At 45.7% G+C, this 18273-nt stretch carries 16 protein-coding genes; 12 read left to right on the forward strand and 4 right to left on the reverse strand.

Annotation, left to right across the window (positions count from 1 at the left end; genetic code table 11):
* Positions 1–47: 47 nt before the first annotated feature.
* Positions 48–2522, reverse strand: a complete 2475-nt coding sequence (locus tag CKK33_RS06150; RefSeq protein WP_158223402.1) for a DUF5686 family protein — start codon at positions 2520–2522, stop codon at positions 48–50.
* Between the two features lie 129 nt (positions 2523–2651).
* Here CKK33_RS06150 and kbl point away from each other — a divergent pair, with 129 nt between their 5' ends.
* The 9 genes from kbl to rlmD all read left to right on the forward strand — a co-directional run bounded on the left by kbl (position 2652) and on the right by rlmD (position 11783).
* Positions 2652–3842, forward strand: coding sequence for a glycine C-acetyltransferase (kbl, locus tag CKK33_RS06155; protein ID WP_095703265.1), 1191 nt, complete (start codon positions 2652–2654; stop codon positions 3840–3842).
* A gap of 42 nt (positions 3843–3884) precedes the next feature.
* A complete protein-coding gene (gene pheS, locus CKK33_RS06160; protein ID WP_198952447.1) occupies positions 3885–4919 on the forward strand; it encodes a phenylalanine--tRNA ligase subunit alpha in 1035 nt (344 codons plus the stop codon).
* A gap of 1 nt (position 4920) precedes the next feature.
* Complete coding sequence (locus CKK33_RS06165; protein WP_095703267.1) at positions 4921–5334, forward strand: hypothetical protein; 414 nt, start codon at positions 4921–4923, stop codon at positions 5332–5334.
* Between the two features lie 3 nt (positions 5335–5337).
* Positions 5338–5916, forward strand: a complete 579-nt coding sequence (locus CKK33_RS06170; protein ID WP_095703268.1) for a TetR/AcrR family transcriptional regulator — start codon at positions 5338–5340, stop codon at positions 5914–5916.
* Positions 5917–5983: 67 nt separating this feature from the next.
* On the forward strand, positions 5984–6616 hold the full coding sequence (locus CKK33_RS06175) for a hypothetical protein (protein ID WP_198952448.1): 633 nt from the start codon (positions 5984–5986) through the stop codon (positions 6614–6616).
* Positions 6613–6912, forward strand: coding sequence for a transcriptional regulator (locus CKK33_RS06180; RefSeq protein ID WP_233138156.1), 300 nt, complete (start codon positions 6613–6615; stop codon positions 6910–6912). Before CKK33_RS06175 ends, CKK33_RS06180 begins: the two co-directional genes overlap by 4 nt.
* Before the next feature lie 54 nt (positions 6913–6966).
* Positions 6967–8325: a cell envelope integrity protein CreD gene (gene creD, locus CKK33_RS06185; protein ID WP_233138157.1), complete on the forward strand. Its 1359-nt coding sequence runs from the start codon at positions 6967–6969 to the stop codon at positions 8323–8325.
* A gap of 14 nt (positions 8326–8339) precedes the next feature.
* A complete protein-coding gene (locus CKK33_RS06190) occupies positions 8340–9071 on the forward strand; it encodes a ferritin-like domain-containing protein (RefSeq protein ID WP_095703269.1) in 732 nt (243 codons plus the stop codon).
* A 1287-nt stretch (positions 9072–10358) separates the two neighbouring features.
* The gene (gene rlmD / locus CKK33_RS06200) at positions 10359–11783 is read left to right on the forward strand and encodes a 23S rRNA (uracil(1939)-C(5))-methyltransferase RlmD (RefSeq protein ID WP_095703271.1); all 1425 of its coding nucleotides are present in this window, start codon (positions 10359–10361) and stop codon (positions 11781–11783) included.
* Between the two features lie 48 nt (positions 11784–11831).
* On the opposite strand, the gene CKK33_RS06205 is transcribed toward rlmD, so the two are convergent.
* Positions 11832–12314, reverse strand: a complete 483-nt coding sequence (locus CKK33_RS06205; protein ID WP_143822906.1) for a hypothetical protein — start codon at positions 12312–12314, stop codon at positions 11832–11834.
* Between the two features lie 170 nt (positions 12315–12484).
* Here CKK33_RS06205 and CKK33_RS06210 point away from each other — a divergent pair, with 170 nt between their 5' ends.
* Both CKK33_RS06210 and asnS read left to right on the forward strand, forming a co-directional pair.
* Positions 12485–12970: a hypothetical protein gene (locus tag CKK33_RS06210; RefSeq protein ID WP_095703273.1), complete on the forward strand. Its 486-nt coding sequence runs from the start codon at positions 12485–12487 to the stop codon at positions 12968–12970.
* Positions 12971–13049: 79 nt separating this feature from the next.
* On the forward strand, positions 13050–14486 hold the full coding sequence (asnS, locus tag CKK33_RS06215; protein ID WP_095703274.1) for an asparagine--tRNA ligase: 1437 nt from the start codon (positions 13050–13052) through the stop codon (positions 14484–14486).
* A 70-nt stretch (positions 14487–14556) separates the two neighbouring features.
* Here the strand turns inward: asnS and prfB are convergent.
* A protein-coding gene (prfB, locus tag CKK33_RS06220) for a peptide chain release factor 2 (protein ID WP_143822907.1) occupies positions 14557–15646 on the reverse strand; the annotation gives its coding sequence in 2 pieces (ribosomal slippage) (positions 14557–15585 and positions 15587–15646; 1089 coding nt in all).
* 95 nt (positions 15647–15741) lie between these two features.
* The gene (locus tag CKK33_RS06225) at positions 15742–16179 is read right to left on the reverse strand and encodes a hypothetical protein (RefSeq protein WP_095703275.1); all 438 of its coding nucleotides are present in this window, start codon (positions 16177–16179) and stop codon (positions 15742–15744) included.
* A gap of 251 nt (positions 16180–16430) precedes the next feature.
* Between CKK33_RS06225 and pgi the strand changes: the two genes are divergently transcribed.
* Entirely contained in the window at positions 16431–18077 is a 1647-nt protein-coding gene (gene pgi, locus CKK33_RS06230; protein ID WP_095703276.1) for a glucose-6-phosphate isomerase, read from the forward strand.
* Positions 18078–18273 lie beyond the last annotated feature (196 nt).

Consider the following 18273-nt stretch of genomic DNA (forward strand, 5'->3'; position numbering starts at 1 on the left):
CTGTAATATTTTGATCCTTTTACCCTTCACCTTTAACCTTTCAGCCTTTAACGGATCCCGTAAAATATCCTGAACCCCTGGATATATTTTTTATCACCCGCGAATGAGATACCATAATCAACCCGGAAGAACAGGCGTTGGATACCCACATAAAATTCGGAGTAGTTAGGGTTGTTCTTTTCTGTTAGATAGTTGGCCCCGATGATCTCCTCTATCTTCAACTTGCGTAAGAACGGTATGCGGCTAAAGAATGCCCCGGCGAAGTTGTGCTGATAGTGTGCTTCAAGATAGGCATCGTTTGAGCTGAACTGGTAGAATGGTAAAAAGTGGAAGCTGCCGATGTACGTAGGGTCGAACGTTAAACCCTGGTTACCCAGGAAGTGATTGTAATCCATAAAATACAGCGTTTTGCGATTGAGGAAATCGCCGGCTGATATTTTGAACGACGAATAACCTGTTAAACCCATCTGTATGTGGTCCTGGCTAATATCTAATGATACAAAATCATAATTTACATCAGACCCAAACACGTTGTTAATGCCCTTGCGGTAGTTAAGTACCACCTTTGGGTAGCGCGAAGGCATAATGGTACGCCCATCCGGCCTGGTAAGGTAACGCTGGCCAAAAGTAAACTCCAGCGCTGTTTTAAAGGTTAAAGCGTTATGCTCGGGAAAAAGAAACGAGCGGTCATCAGCAGGCGCGTCAGGCGCAAGCGGGTTATTGGAGGTGTACTCCTTGGCGTTTGAATTAAAAATATGCTGGAACGAGGTGTTGTACAGCTGCCTGCGTTTAGAGTATTCGAGGCTCGAAGTCCACAAAATACCGTTCGCCAGTTCGCGCTCGTAACCAAAGTTGGCGTACTGGTTGCGGTAATACTTTACATAGTTGTTCTCATACAGCAGCGAGCTAAGCGTATTGAACCAAAGCGAACGGGTGCCCACGTTGTTCAGGTCCATTACTTCGGCACCGAAATTGGTAAATATGCGGCCGCGCTTAAGCGGGTCAAACAAATACTCGGCATGCACGCTGGGGCTTACCAGCTTGCTCGAAAACCCATAATGGAAAGATGGGGTAATGCTGTAATATTTAAGGTTATCAAACTTTTTGGTGTAGGTAACCGGCAGGTCTATCCCCCAACCCTCAACCGTGTTGTAAAATACGCTGCGGTACAGCGGCGGCAGGCTGAACGATTCTTTGGTGCGGCGGTTTTTGGCCTCGTAGCCAAATATGGTATAGCTTAACGGACTGAATTTGTTATTGGCGCGCTGTAACGAATCCAGATAAGGATCGGAGTGCTGCAGGGTAAATATGCTATCCTTTTTGCGGTAGTCACGAAACTCCTGCGGGGTTAGTGGTACCGGGCGTACCTCGTTCCAGTAGGCTGATGATTTGCTGTTGGCAGCGGTATCAACCTTAAGTACTTCGCCGTTAAAAAAGCCATCGGGGAAGGTTTGGTCTATTTTATAATTGTTATAAATGCCTAAATAATAACCGGCGAATTTAAAGCCCAGTACAGCTCCCTGGTAATTGTACTGGATAGATGCCGGCAGCCATACGCTATCCTTAACCGGGATGTATTGCTGGCTGATAGACAGGGTATCTATAAGGTTGATGTTATCGTTTTCCTGCGTTAAATAAATATCCGCGCTGTAGATGCGCCAGTCGCCATCCACTATGTATAAATAGCCCCTGAATGTTGAGGAATGTTTGGCTTTGGGCAATATGGCAATTTTGTGAATGGTGCGGTTGTTAGATACGGTAGTACCGGTAAGGCGGTAGCGATAATATTTAAAGGCGTTATCGGCCACCGGCGATACGAAGCCGCGGCTGCGCAAACCCTCTATGTAAAAGATGTTCTGATAGATGTTCAACTGCAGATCTGAAGCTTTGTTGTAGCTGAATGCCGGGCTGCCACCGGTATTTTTAGACGCGATGGTGATCTCCTTGAACTTATCGGGCCGTTGCAGGTTAAATTCAGATATCGACTCCGACTGGTAAAGTATACCACGGCCGGCCGAATCTAAATCGAGCTGTTTGATCACCGGGCTGCTCATTAATGATTTGGGTGCTTTGGTTAAACGCTGTTCGCCCTTAATGTATACCTGGCAGGTGTAGGTTTTAAACTCGTTCATGTGCCGTTCGCGGTTGGCCAGTACCTGGCGCATAATAGCCATGCCACGGTCTGTTTTACGGTTATAGGCAGCGGTGTCCTCACGGCTAAATATCTCGTCTTCCAGTTGTACGTTCAGGGTTTCATCATGGTTGGTAATGGTAACAGGCACCATTTTTTCGCGGTAGCCCACATACCGGTAAACAATGTTATAGTTGCCAGGCTCCAGCTTAAACTGGTAGCGGCCCTGTTCATTAGCCGTTGTGCCGTAGGTAGAGTTACGTATATATACCGACGTAAAAGATACACGCTCGCCTTTTGAGCCGGTTATGTAGCCTGTAAGCATATACTGCTGCGCGGTAGCAGCCATGCCAACAGTGCTGAGTAACAGTATTAGTAAGTATCTTATCATGGGAAATTTTCCTACATAATATAAAATAAGTGTTAAATGTTTGTTTTGCGCTATATAAATATAAAATGTTGCCATGGTAAAGTTCAATTGCTTGTTAATTCCTAATTTTACGGCTTTAAACAAAATAACATGTACAATACACTGCAACCGGTTTTACAAAAAGAACTTGCTGACATTGAAGCGGCAGGCCTATACAAAAAGGAACGTATCATTACCTCACCCCAGGGTGCCGATATTACAGTGCAGGGCGGTAAAGAAGTAATTAACTTTTGCGCTAATAATTACCTGGGCTTATCCGGCAACGCCAAAGTGGTACAGGCTGCTAAAGATGCCATGGATACGCACGGCTACGGCTTGTCATCAGTGAGGTTCATTTGCGGTACGCAGGATATTCACAAACAACTGGAACAAAAGATAGCCGAGTTTTTAGGTACGGAAGATACCATACTTTATGCCGCGGCTTTTGATGCCAACGGTGGTGTTTTTGAACCTCTGTTTAATGAGCAGGACGCCATCATCTCCGACGAGCTGAATCACGCTTCTATTATTGATGGGGTGCGCCTTTGCAAGGCACAGCGCCACCGCTATAAACACGATGATATGGCCGACCTGGAAGAAAAGCTGAAAGCTACACAGGAACTGCGCCACCGTATTATTGTTACCGATGGCGCTTTCTCTATGGATGGCACCATAGCGCAGTTGGATAAAATTTGCGCGCTGGCCGAGCAGTACAACGCCCTGGTGATGATAGACGAAAGCCATTGCAGCGGCTTTATGGGAAAAACCGGCAGGGGCACGCATGAGCACCACAATGTAATGGGTAAGATAGATATTATTACCGGTACGTTGGGTAAAGCTTTGGGTGGCGCGTCGGGTGGGTTTACCTCCGGCCGTAAAGAGATCATTGATATGCTGCGCCAGCGTTCAAGGCCATATCTGTTCAGTAACACTTTGGCCCCGGCTATTACCGGTGCGTCTATTGCCGTACTGGATATGCTGAGCGAAACCACCGACCTGCGCGATAAACTGGAAAGCAATACCAAATATTTCCGCGAGAAAATGACCGCGGCAGGTTTTGATATTAAACCGGGCGTACACCCCATAGTACCGGTAATGCTTTATGATGCCAAGCTGGCACAGGAGTTTGCCGCCAAAATGCTGGACGAAGGTATTTATGTGATCGGTTTTTACTATCCGGTAGTACCGCAGGGCAAGGCGCGTATACGTGTGCAAATTTCTGCCGCGCATGATGTACACCACCTGGATAAAGCCATTGCCGCCTTTACCAAAGTAGGTAAGGAGTTAGGGGTTCTTAAATAATTACGTGTTATATTTGTAATTACATTTTTTGAAAGCTGCATAATGCAAGAGAAAATAGATCAGTATACGGCCGATATTCTAGCTTTTTCGCCGGCTAACGCCGACGAACTGGAGGCCTTCCGCATAAAGTATTTAGGCACCAAGGGTTTGATAAAAGACCTTTTTGAAGAGTTTAAAACCGTCGGCCCTGAAGAAAAGCGTGTTTTCGGCAAGGTGCTTAACCAGTTTAAGCAAATGGCCGAAGGTAAATATGCCGAACTGAAAGAAAGTTTAGACTCAGGCGCTAAAACCCAGGACTTAGGGCTCGACCTTACTTTACCCGGCGATGGCTTTGAGGTTGGTTCGCGCCACCCGCTGTCATTGGTACGTAACGAGATCATTGATATCTTTAAACGTTTAGGTTTCGTAGTGGCCGAAGGCCCGGAGATTGAGGACGACTGGCATAACTTTTCGGCGCTTAACTTCCCGCAGGAACACCCGGCGCGCGATATGCAGGATACCTTCTTCATCCGCAAAGGTGATGGCAGCGACGATATCGCCCTGCGTACCCACACCTCATCGGTACAGGTACGTATGATGGAGAACGGTAAACCGCCGTTCCGTGCCATTATGCCTGGCCGCGTTTACCGTAACGAGGCCATATCCGCCCGTGCGCATTGCTTCTTCCACCAGGTAGAGGGTTTATATGTGGATGAGAATGTTTCCTTTGCTGATCTGAAGCAAACGCTTTTCCACTTTGTGCAGGAGCTTTATGGCGAGGGTACCAAAGTGCGTTTCCGCCCGTCGTATTTTCCGTTCACAGAGCCGTCGGCAGAGATGGATATCTCCTGCACCATTTGTAAAGGTGATGGATGTAACATGTGTAAATACACCGGCTGGGTAGAAATTTTGGGTTGCGGTATGGTTGACCCTAACGTATTGGAAAATTGCGGTATCGACAGTAAAAAATACACCGGCTTTGCCTTTGGTATGGGTATAGAGCGTATCACCAACCTCAAGTATGTGATCCGCGACCTGCGCCTGTTCTCTGAAAACGATGTGCGTTTCCTTAAACAGTTCCAAACGGATATTATATAACATGAGGCGTTTACTGCTACCGGTTTTATTGAGCATGCTGCTATGCGCGTGCGCTAAAACCGGTAGCGTAGTGCCCAGCGTGCCGGTAAACTTCCGGATACCGAAAACCGACCCAAGGGTACAGGCGCTTAACGCACCAGGTGGCGCGGTGACTATATCGGGAGTTGGGGTAGCGGGTATTATTATTTATAGACGCATTGATGGCAGCTACGCCTCATATGATCGTTGCAGCAGCTATCAGCCCGAAAAACAATGCGCGGTAAATATTGATACCAACGGCATCACCGTTACCGACCCTTGCAGCGGGTCCAAATTTTCGCTGGAAGATGGTGGGCCTGTTAAGGCGCCTGCCACCAAATATCTGCGTGCTTATCTTGTAAATACCACGCAATTTGAGATATTTGTTTCAAACTGATTAATGGAAGCCGATAAAATTAAAGAAAGCATTAAGCGCGCAGCGCAGGATCTGTTCCGTAAATTCGGGTACCATAAAACAAGTGTAAACGAAATTGCCAAACGCGCCAAAATAGCCAAAGCCACTATTTACAAATACTTTAACAGCAAGGAAGACGTATTGCATGTGCTGCTGATGGACTATATACAGGTAAGTGTTGACGAACTGATAGCCAATTCGAACGAACTGGATGAGGAGAGCCACCTCAGCAACCTCATCATGAAAACCTGCCGCCTTTCCTACACCGTTTGTAATGAATTCATCGGCTGGGATTTTATCCGCGAAAGCACCAACTCGCAGGAATTTTTAAAAAACCTCTCTAACGAATTGGAAGAACTCCTGGTACATTCCTTTACCCAGGGCGTAGGGGCACAGTCCGGCCAAAATTACCAGCAACGCATCCGTTTCCTCATCAAATGCAGCAAAAATATCGTGTTCAGCTTCGCGTTTACCTCAGTAAGCGATAGCGATGTGCGCAAGAATTTTGTGTCTTTCCAGAAAGAGATATTACCTTACTTGGTGAAGGCGGCTATACAGGTTTAAATTTTAATACATTTTATTTGGAAGCTATCTTTTTAATTATTTACTTTGAATATCAAAGTACTTTTAAGTGAAAGAAAGCGATATCCAAAACGACCTGACCTCTATCCGCAGCATGATGGAGCGTTCCTCAAAATTCATCTCGCTGAGCGGCCTTAGCGGTGTGCTGGCGGGTATTTACGCGTTAATAGGCGCGGTATGGGCTTATACCATTGTTTATGGTACAGGCGGTTTCTTTAGCTACCGCGATTATGTGATTGAAAATGTTCCGGCTTCGCCGGAGCGGTTGATGAAGCTTATAGGTATTGCTTTAGGTGTTTTAGTAGCATCCGTTACTACGGGCATTATATTAACCATACGCAAAGCCAGGCAAAAAGGCCAAAGCGTTTGGGGGCGTACCAGCAGGCAGTTATTGTACAACATGTGCGTGCCGTTGTTTACCGGCGGGGCGTTGATATTGATACTCATTTGGCGCGGATACTTCGGCGTGGTAGCCCCGGCGTCGCTCATTTTTTATGGATTGGCTTTAATCAATGCCAGCAGCATCACTTTTAAGGATATTCACTATTTAGGTATCTCTGATATATTGTTAGGTTTGCTGGCCGCTATTATGCCGGGCTACGGCTTAATTTTTTGGGTAATTGGGTTTGGTTTGCTGCATATTGTTTACGGCAGCGTGATGTACTTTAAATACGACCGGTGAAACTTCCATTTGAAAAACTCGACAAAGCGTTTGAGAACCGCCTGAGGCTCCAGATTATGAGCATCCTGGTGGTGAACGAGCGTTACGACTTTAACTCGCTTAAAGAGCTGCTGGACGTTACCGACGGTAACCTGGCATCGCACCTTAAAGCTTTAGAGAAAGAACAATATATTACCGTGCATAAAGCATTTTTAGGGCGCAAGCCCAATACCAACTACGCAGCCAGCGAACAGGGTAAACTTGCCTTTAAGCAGCATTTGGATGCATTGGAACAAATTATAAAACAGCAGAAATAGGGAAAGCTATATTTTTTTGCCTATTAACTTTGAAATACAAAGTACTTTTTAGATATGATTAACGAACAACAACCATCCGCATTCAGAGGATTTATGAACTGGCTCCAGGAGTCGGTTACTATTAAACTGGTATTTATTGGCTTTTTAATATTGGTGCTGCTGATACCATCAGCCTTAATAAATGACCTGATATTTGAGCGCTCGTCAAGGCAGTCGGCAGTAGTAAAAGAGATAGCCGATAGCTGGTCGGGCGACCAAACCATTAAAGGCCCCGTACTGGTAGTGCCCTACAAACGCTTTGCAAAGGCTATTGACGGTGATAAGAAGGAGATCACTAAAGAGATAACTGAAAACCTTTATCTGCTGCCCGAGCACCTGAAGATGGATGCCGCCGTAAAAGCAGACCAGTTGCACAGGGGCATGTTTGACGCGGTGGTTTACAATACGCAGGTTAAAGTTAGCGGTACCTTTGCCAGGCCCGATCTGGCCGCGCTTTTCCTAACACCCGACCAGCTATTGTGGGAAAAAGCCCGTTTAGAGTTTAGCATATCCGATCTTAAAGGTTTAAAGAATAACCCGGTCATCAACGCGGCAGGGCAGCACCTCAGTGCTGAGCCTACCTTTACTGCCCACCCGGTTTTTAACAACGGGTTACAGGCCAACATAAATTTGGGTACAGTAAAGGCAGCCGGCTTCGCCTTTGATTTTACGCTTGACCTTAAAGGCAGCCAGGAACTTCATTTTATGCATTTGGGTAAAACTACCGATGTATTGGTGAAAGGCAACTGGAGTACGCCGAGCTTTGATGGCCGCTATCTGCCCGATGAACGCCATACGGATAGCGCCGGGTTCAAGGCCAACTGGCGGATGCTCTACTATAACCGCCCATACCCGCAGCAATGGGTAGTTGATAATAATTTACTTACCGATGAGAGTAAATTGGCTAACGCTTCTTTCGGATTAAAGCTTCGCCTGCCGGTAGACCAGTACCAAAAGGTCACCCGCACCAGTAAATACGCCATTCTTATTGTGTTGCTCACTTTTATTTCGCTCTTTTTAACAGAGGTTATCCGCAAGCAAAGGATACATCCGTTTAATTACGCCTTGATAGGTGCGGCCCTGGTGATCTACTATACGCTGCTGCTTTCTTTCTCCGAGCAAATGGGGTATAATCTGGCTTACATCATCGCTTCAATAGCTACTATAGGGCTGGTGTCGGTATTCATCGCATCGTTACTTAAAAATAAAACCGCTGCCGCGCTGTTTGCGGTAATTCTGTCTATCATATACGTATTCATTTTCGTGATCATTCAGTTAGAAGACCTCGCGTTAATGATCGGTAGTATTGCCTTGTTTATCATCGTAGCGTTGCTCATGTATTTTTCGAGGAAGATCAATTGGGATAAGCATTAAAAAACATCTAACCTATGCACACAACAGATTTTTGGATAAGGCATTTCAAGGAAAATGCCCGCCACCAACGGATAAACTGGTCGCTTGCGCCAACCATTACCAAAGATGAAATAGACGAAATATTGCCATCGCTGCAAGCCTGGCAACTGGGCGAAACATCAGAAGGCGAGCACCTCATCGCGGCCTCCACCAGATATGCCTTTGCCCTGGGCGACCCTGATTATGTTGACGCCGTGCGCCTGTTCATTAAAGAAGAGCAGAAACACGGCAACAACCTGGGCCGTTATATTGATAAGATAGGCGAGCAGCGTATCAGGCAAAATTGGGGTGATACGCTGTTTCGCAAGGTTCGTTACCTGAATACCAGCATGGAGATATGGACGCTGGCCGTTATTGTAGTTGAAAGCACCGCGCAGATCTTTTACCAGGCGCTTAAAGATGCCACCCAATGCCGCTTGCTAAAACAGATATGTACTGATATACTGATAGACGAAGCGCCACATATTACCTTCCAAACGGAGCGACTGGCCATGATTTTTGAGCACAAGAGCGCCTTTTCAAAAGTCTGGCGCAAAATAGTGTACCGCTGGTTCTTTTATGGCGTATCGGCGTTGGTGTGGTTTGCGCATAAGCGGCTGTTTAAAGCCGGCGGGTTAACTTTTGAGCGTTATGTATATAAAATGCGCTATAAGTATCATAAGACCATCAAGGTGATTACCGCGCCCATAGTTGTAGAATTTGCCTGAACCTATCACCAGGATGCCCCGTTAGCCATTAGCGGGGCACCTTTTAAAAATTAAGAATGACAATACGATTTCATGAACTCGCCTATAGTTTAAAGATCTGGGCAACCAGCGTTTTGCTGGCACCTTTAATATGTTTCCTTATAGAAGCAATTGTACATAGTTCTGTATTTTTCAGTGTCAATGAAGCTCTTTCTTGTTATCCTTACATCGTTATTTTCGGCGGTATGTGTTCATTTTTCACGTGGATAATTTTTTTCCTTTTGATCAGGTTGTCAGTAACGGTTATTAAGAGCATACGGCTAATAAAATATGTTATTGCCGCTACCGGAGTGGTGTTAACCTTTTTAACAATATTAATTCCGGTATGGTTACTTTCGGATAGTCCGTTTGAATTGAATATAGCGATGATAGAACTACTTGCTGGTAACTGTATTTGTATAGTAGGTGGCTCACTAATTTATGAACTCTACACTATAATCTTGTGTGAGCCCTAAATTTAACAATAATTTAATCAGTATACCGATTTGGTTTTTGGTATAAATTTACTATGTTTGCATAGTAAATCACATCAGACATGAGTAAGGAATTAAAGAACTTTTCAGAATTGATAGACGAGCAGTTTGATATTGACATGGATATCGAGGTGGATGGTTTCTGGCAAAACATCCTCAACCTGTTCATTTGATTAGGCTAAAGCCGGAGCTTTTCAATGGTGTTCCGTTGGCTGAAGCCGACGGCAATGAACCTTGATAGTTTTATTATCATTGCCGTCCCTTTCAAGGGAAGGATATCAAATGCTTACCGTTGGCTGAAGCCGACGGCATGAATTGGCAGTTACATCATCATTGCCGTCCCTTTCAAGGGACGGACATTAAGCATTTCCTATTTACCGTTGGCTGAAGCCGGCGGCAATGAATAGGGTGTTTATCATCATCATTGCCGTCCCTTTCAAGGGACGGACATTAAGCATTTCCTATTTACCGTTGGCTGAAGCCGGCGGCAATGAATAGGGTGTTTATCATCATTGCCGTCCCTTTCAAGGGACGGATATCAAATGTTTACCGCTGGCTAAAGCCGACGGCAATGAATAAGACTGTTACACCATCCTTGCCGTCCCTTACAAGGGACGGATATAAATGCTTACCGTTTGGCTAAAGCTGACGGCTATGAATTGGCAGTTATATCATCATTGCCGTCCCTTTCAAGGGACGGATTCAAGGGACGGTCAAATGCAAGCTCTAAATCTTCACACTCAACAAATCTTAAAATACTTACCTTTGCAGTCTCATGAGTAGATCTGCAAAGAAGCCAAAGTTTTTTGAGAACGTAAGCGTTATAGATATTGCCGAAGAAGGTAAAGGCGTAGGCAAAGCCGATGATTTTGTTTTGTTTATTGAGAAAGCCGTGCCTGGTGATGTAGCCGATGTAGAGGTTTACCGCAGCAAAAAGAATTTCGGCGAAGCTAAGATCACCAAACTCATAACACCTTCAGAACATCGCACGCCTGCTTTTTGCGAGCATTTTGGTACTTGCGGCGGTTGCAAATGGCAACACATGACTTATGCTGCGCAACTGCAGTTCAAGCAAAAAGCAGTACGCGACGCGCTTACCCGTTTGGCAAAAATTGAAGTAGGCCACATGGATGCGATTGTGCCTTCGCCTGCCGACCGCTACTATCGTAACAAACTGGAATTTACTTTTTCCAATAAACGCTGGTTGTTTGATGGCGAAAGTCGCGACAACGAGCAGTTGGACATGAACGCCCTGGGCTTTCATATCCCCGGCCGTTTTGATAAGATCCTGAATATAAACCATTGCTACCTGCAGGCCGAGCCATCAAACGATCTGCGCAACAGCATCAACGCTTTTGCCAAGGAGAACGGCATCAGCTATTACGATGTAAGGCAGCATACAGGCGCGTTGCGTAACCTCATTATCCGTACGGCATTAACCGGCGAGATCATGGTGATCGTGGTATTTGCACATGCTACGCAAGAGGAGATTGACCTGTTGATGAACTACGTGGACGCGGCCTTTCCGCAGATTACCTCCCTGCTGTATATCGTGAACACAAAAATGAATGATACCATTTTTGACCAGGAGGTAAAAGCATGGCGCGGGCCAGAGTTTATACATGAGGAAATGCCCACCGCCAACGGCAAGGTGGTACGTTTTAGGGTAGGGCCAAAATCGTTCTATCAAACCAACTCCATACAAGCACTTAGGTTGTATGAGATCACCCGCGACTTTGCGGAGCTCAAAGGGGATGAGCTTTTGTATGACCTTTACACCGGGGCCGGTACCATTGCCAATTTTGTGGCAGGCCATGTGCGCCAGGTAGTGGGGGTGGAGTATGTACCATCGGCCATTGAGGATGCTAAGGTGAACTCGGAGATCAATAACATCACCAACACCAAATTTTACGCGGGCGATATGAAGGATGTGTTAACGCCTGAATTTGTGGCCGAGCACGGCAAACCGGATGTGATCATTACCGACCCGCCACGCGCCGGCATGCATGCCGATGTCGTTGCCCGCCTCATGGAAATTGAAGCGGAGAAAATAGTTTATGTAAGCTGTAACGCTGCTACCCAGGCCCGCGACCTGCTTATCCTGAAAGAAAAGTACGACACCGTGAAAATACAGCCGGTGGATATGTTCCCGCATACCCAACACGTAGAGAATGTGGTACTGCTCAAGTTAAGGAAGTAAGAGTAGAGAGGCATTCGCCAACTAAAAAAGGATGGGCAGAATATTGATTCAACTATTAATTATTCTTAACCTGAGTAAAACGATTTTAAGGTATTTGTAAACCTTGTCTTTTTCTAAAAATTCAGACAGTGGCTTATTGTCAACTCGTTTGTAAACGATATTGCTTACAAAATACCATAGGTATAACGAGCAAACGGCTATAATAGTAACAAAGAGGAATAGACCCAAAATTGTCAAAATAAGTTTCGGCATATCCGGGAGGTAATTATTTGCTATCCAAAAAATTAAAATCCCCGGCACCAGGAAAAGCACAGACATTGTTACCATTGCAGCAAGGAGGCAGGGAAAAGATGTGGCTACAGTAAAAATGATCTTTTTCGCCAACTTTTTTTCGATTTTATCATAAGCATAGGAATGCATATTACTAACGAAAGTGCGATTAATGCGATGTAAAATACCAGACCGAAAAAAAGCAGGAAGGTTGGCGGCATTTGTTAAACCATTAAGAATTGATAAATCAAGTAATTCCAAAGTTATACCTTTCTTTGGTTGAGGCAAACAATGGAAGGAATAATTACAAATAGAGTGCTTAAGTCCTCGGCCTTGCTATAAGGATAAAATTTTAGTAAAAAAACGAGCCGGCTTGTAGCGCAAGCCGGCTCGTTGGCGTAATAGATAGCACAATACTAATATTTACGGATATGAAGAAGATTACTTTTGCTGTTTTAGGGTTTGCCGCTATAGTGTTAACATCATGCTTAAAGCGTAATGATAATAACAACAACGGCTTTTATTACGACCCGTTTTTTGTAGCCGAGCGCAACGGCTTAGTGGTGTATGCTTACCCGGGCTCAGCTAAGATCGGTACGGATTCCATTTCGGTTTTCGGCGTTAGCCAGGAAGCGGGGGTGCGTATGCGTTTCAGGTTCAGGGATACCGGTACATACGTTTTATCGGGCAACCAGGCTAAATATTACCAGCTTTTGGGTAAAGATACCGTGAGCCGTTACAACATTGGCGCGGCCAATGGCAGCTCGGTACAGGTAACCGCTTATGATTCTGTTCATAAAGTGATAGCCGGCCGGTTCACGCTTAAATTTAAACGTACCTTCCCGGCTACATCCGGCGTTTATGCGGATAGCGTAAAGTTTAGCAATGGTAAGTTTGTGATAGCGCTGCCCCGCTAAACCTGCTTTAAGTTATTGGTTTACCGCTCATGGGTTTTGGCAAATAATTGTATTTTTGCCGCTCAAATAATTGAATTATATGAGCCAGCGTACAAAAATTAAAGCACTGCTTGAGAGCGGTAAAACCGATATTGATGTAACCGTAAAAGGATGGGTACGTACCTTCCGTAATAACCAGTTCATCGCTTTAAATGATGGCTCAACCAATAATAACCTGCAGGTGGTGGTTGATTTTGAGAACACCGATGCCGCCCTGCTTAAACGTATTACCACCGGCGCTGCTATCAGCGCTACGGGTAAACTGGTAGCCTCGTTAGGTAAAGGGCAGTCGGTTGAGCTTAAAGCCGCCGCCATTGAAATACTCGGCGACAGCGACCCGGAGAAATATCCGCTACAGCCTAAAAAGCACAGCCTGGAGTTTCTGCGGGAGATAGCGCACCTGCGTTTCCGTACCAATACGTTTGGCGCGGTGTTCCGTGTGCGTAACACGCTGGCTTTTGCCGTTCACCAGTTTTTCCAGGAGCGCGGGTTTATTTACCTGCACACGCCCATTATCACGGCATCCGATGCTGAAGGCGCCGGCGAAACTTTCCACGTAACCAACTTTGATATTGCCAACCCGCCAAAAACGGAGACCGGCGAGATAGACTATAAACAGGATTTCTTTGGCCGTCCTACCAATTTAACCGTATCCGGCCAGTTAGAGGGCGAGCTGGGCGCGATGGCGTTAAGTGATATCTACACTTTCGGCCCTACGTTCCGTGCGGAAAACTCAAATACTACCCGCCACCTGGCCGAGTTTTGGATGATAGAACCCGAAATGGCTTTCTACGACGCTAAAGACAATGCCGACCTGGCCGAAGCCTTGCTGAAATACGTGATCACCTACGCGCTGGACAAGAACAAGGACGATATCGAGTTCCTGACCCAGCGTTTACTGGAAGAGGAAAAGCAAAAACCGCAGAACGAGCGCTCGGAAATGACGCTGCTGGAGAAACTGCAGTTTTGCCTGGCTAACGATTTTGAGCGTTTAACTTATACCGAGGCGATTGATATCCTGAAGGAATCGACACCGAACAAGAAAAAGAAATTCCAGTACCTGGTTGAAGGCTGGGGTACCGACCTGCAATCAGAACATGAGCGTTACCTGGTTGAAAAGCACTTTAAAAAGCCGGTGATCCTGACGGATTATCCGAAAGAGATCAAATCATTCTACATGCGCCAGAACGACGATGGTAAAACCGTTGCCGCTATGGATATCCTTTTCCCGGGCATTGGAGAGATAGTAGGCGGTTCGCAGCGTGAGGAGCGGCTGGACAAACTGGAGCAACGTATGGACGAGATAGGCATCCCTAAGGAAGAACTTTGGTGGTACCTGGATACCCGCCGTTTTGGTGGCTGCCCGCACGCAGGTTTCGGTTTGGGTTTTGAGCGTTTGGTATTGTTTGTTACCGGCATGGGCAACATCCGAGATGTAATACCTTTCCCTCGTTTCCCTAAGAACGCCGAATTTTAAGTTATATAAAAACGCCAACCCATCGGTTGGCGTTTTTGATTATAAAGAGTTATAAGCTGTTACTTAAATATTATTTACTGCCACCAAACTCCATCAGGTAGGCCTTTAGGAAATCGTTTAGTTCGCCATCAAGTACGGCTTGGGCGTTGGATGTTTCATGGTCGGTACGCAGGTCTTTCACCAGTTTGTAAGGGTGCAGTACATAGTTACGGATCTGGCTGCCCCACTCAATCTTCTTTTTGTTGCCTTCGATGGCATTGGTGGTTTCCTGGCGTTTGCGCATCTCTATCTCATATAACTGCGATTTCAATAAACGCATGGCATTGTCCTTATTCTGCAATTGCGAACGCGACTCCTGGTTCTTGATAATAATACCCGATGGTTTGTGGTAAAGCCTAACGGCAGTTTCCACCTTGTTCACGTTCTGCCCGCCGGCACCACCCGAGCGGAAGGTTTCAAACTCAATATCGGCAGGGTTTATCTCAATCTCAATGGTATCATCAACCAGCGGATAAACATACACCGAAGCGAATGAAGTGTGACGCTTGGCGTTGGCATCAAACGGAGAAACGCGCACCAAACGGTGTACACCGTTCTCACCCTTTAAATAACCATAGGCAAAATCGCCTTCAAATTGCAGGGTAACGGTTTTAACACCGGCAACATCACCTTCCTGGTAATCCTGCTCGGTAACCTTGTAGCCGTTCTTTTCGCCCCACATAATGTACATGCGCATAAGCATACTGGCCCAGTCGCAGCTTTCGGTACCACCGGCGCCCGCGGTTATTTGCAATACCGCATTCAGCTGGTCTTCCTCGGCGCTCAGCATGTTTTTAAATTCCAGCTCTTCAACAGCAGTAACGGCATTGTCAAACTGTTCCTTCATTTCGGCCTCGCTGGCATCACCGCTCTGGTAAAACTCAAACAGTACGTTAGTATCTTCTACTATTGATGCCACCTTCTGAAAGGCATCCGTCCAAACTTTTTTGGTTTTTATAGAAGCCAGCACTTTTTCGGCTTCTTTAGGATGGTCCCAAAAATTAGGGCCTATAGTAATATCCTGTTCTTTCTGCATCGCATCGAGTTTGGTATCGATGTCAAAGATGCCTCCTCAGGGACGTTACTCTGTCCCTTAAATCCTGGATGTTTTCTTTAGTCATAAATGCAAATATAAGAAATTGGTACGCGTATAAATAAAAAGGCTTAAATCGCGGTGAGCAACCTAAGCCTTTTAAAAACTCTTTAACTTTTAATGTTATGCCATGCGTAATTGTTGCAACAGCGGCGCAATATCCATGTTGCCGCTCAGTTTGCTGAGCATAGCGCTTAAGCTAAAGTCGTTATTTTTATCTTCCAGTTTGGATTGTTTGATCATTTCCTGCATTACCGGCGGTATCAGGTTATGGGCAATCTCCGATGCCTTGTCGGCAGTAAGGTTGTAAAAATTGTTCAGCTTATTGGTAAAGCGGTTTACGGCGCTGTCAATAAGCGGGTTTTCGTAAATACCCGGATATTGGAAATATTTAATCAGGTCTTTCAATCTTCCATTATCCAACTGACCTTTCAGCACTTCAATGATGGAGCTGGAGGCATCATTCATCACGGCATCACGGTCTTTTTCCTGAATTTCGGGGTTGTTCATAACAGCCGTACCGGCGTTATTTTTTACCAGCATAAAGAGTTTTTCAAACATAGTTTTGTGTGTTAATGCAAGATTTATAAAATCATTACAATTTTTTAATCTTGTTAAAATTAGGTCAAAAATGCTGCCACAAACAAGCCAACAGGGCCGGTAACAGGCGAATATTTTACAAATATGACAATTCGTGTCAGTGTTAATTAAACACTAAGACTGCCACATTTATGTAAGCTTTGGCCCGATTGAAAACTTTGGTTAGCAGCCTTGGTTTATCTTATTACATTTGCTTAAAACTCATTTCCATTATGCTACCTAATATTGATCTTACATCTACCCAGGCGTATAAGTACCTTACCGACCACTATATTGATATAGTGGCCAAAAGCCTGAAAGAACTTTTTGATGCCGATAGCGAACGATTTGAAAAATTCTCGTTACAGTTTGAAGACATCCTGCTCGATTACTCAAAAAACCGCGTGGATGACGAAACTATAGCCCTTTTGATACAGTTGGCAAAAGAGTGTGGCCTAAATGAGGCAATAGAAGCCATGTTTAGCGGCGAGAAAATAAATGTGACCGAAGGCCGCCCGGTGTTACACATCGCCCTGCGTAACCGCAGCAATACCCCAATTTTGGTTGATGGTAAAGATGTAATGCCTGATGTGAACCGTGTGCTGGCGCAGATGAAAGACTTTAGTGAGAAGATCATCTCCGGCACCTGGAAGGGTTACACCGGCAAAGCTATTACCGATGTAGTGAACATCGGCATCGGCGGCTCAGACCTGGGCCCGGTGATGGTTACCGAAGCCTTAAAACCTTACAAGAACCATTTGAACCTGCACTTTGTATCAAACGTTGATGCAACGCATATAGTAGAAACGTTAAAACCGCTAAACCCGGAAACAACGTTATTCCTCATCGCTTCTAAGACGTTTACCACGCAGGAAACCATGGCAAACGCCCACAGCGCGCGCGACTGGTTTATTAAAGCAGGTGGTAAGCAGGAAGATGTGGCCAAGCATTTCGCGGCCCTCTCAACCAACAGCAAAGGCGTAGCCGAATTTGGTATCGATACCGCCAATATGTTTGAGTTTTGGGATTGGGTAGGTGGCCGTTATTCGCTATGGAGCGCCATTGGCTTGTCTATTGTGCTGAGCATCGGTTTTGAAAATTTTGAAGAACTGCTAACCGGCGCTCATGCTATGGACGAGCATTTTAAAATAGCGCCGGTAGAGCAGAACCTGCCGGCCATACTGGCTTTAATAGGTATTTGGCACAACAACTTCTTTGAGGCCGAAACACAGGCTATTTTACCGTACGACCAGTATATGCACCGCTTCGCGGCCTATTTCCAGCAGGGAGATATGGAGAGCAACGGAAAGCATGTTGACCGTAACGGCAAACATGTAGATTACCAAACCGGCCCGGTGATATGGGGCGAACCCGGTACCAATGGGCAGCACGCGTTTTACCAGTTGATACACCAGGGGACCAAACTGATCCCTTGTGATTTTATAGCGCCTGCGCAATCACATAACCCACTGGGCGAGCATCACCAGATGTTATTGTCCAACTTCTTCGCCCAAACTGAGGCCTTAATGAATGGCAAAACTGAAGAGGTGGTAATTGACGAACTGAAAAAAGCCGGTAAGAGCGAAGAGGAAATTGCCAAAATAGCACCGTTCAAAGTGTTTGAAGGTAACCGCCCAACCAACTCTATACTGGTGAAAAAAATAACCCCGCGTACGTTGGGGTCACTCATTGCCATGTATGAGCATAAAATATTTACCCAAGGCATTATCTGGGATATTTACAGCTTTGACCAGTGGGGCGTTGAACTCGGTAAACAATTAGCCGGTAAAATTCTCCCTGAATTAAAAGACGATGCCGAGGTAAGCAGCCACGATTCATCTACCAACGGTTTGATCAATCAGTATAAGGCCTGGAGGTAGGTATAAGAGAGGCAAGAGACAAGAATCAGGAGCCAAGATACAAGACAGCTTCTTCCTAAAAACAGAAAGCGCCGTGATAGCATCACGGCGCTTTCTGTTTACCACCTATGTCCTTGCGAGGAGCGACAGCGACGTGGCAATCTCATAGCAGGTCCGTATGCCTGTCCTATGAGATTGCCACGCTTTCGCTCAAGCC

Origin of the sequence: Mucilaginibacter sp. MD40, from assembly GCF_002288635.1 — a bacterium.
Taxonomy (GTDB): Bacteria; Bacteroidota; Bacteroidia; order Sphingobacteriales; family Sphingobacteriaceae; genus Mucilaginibacter.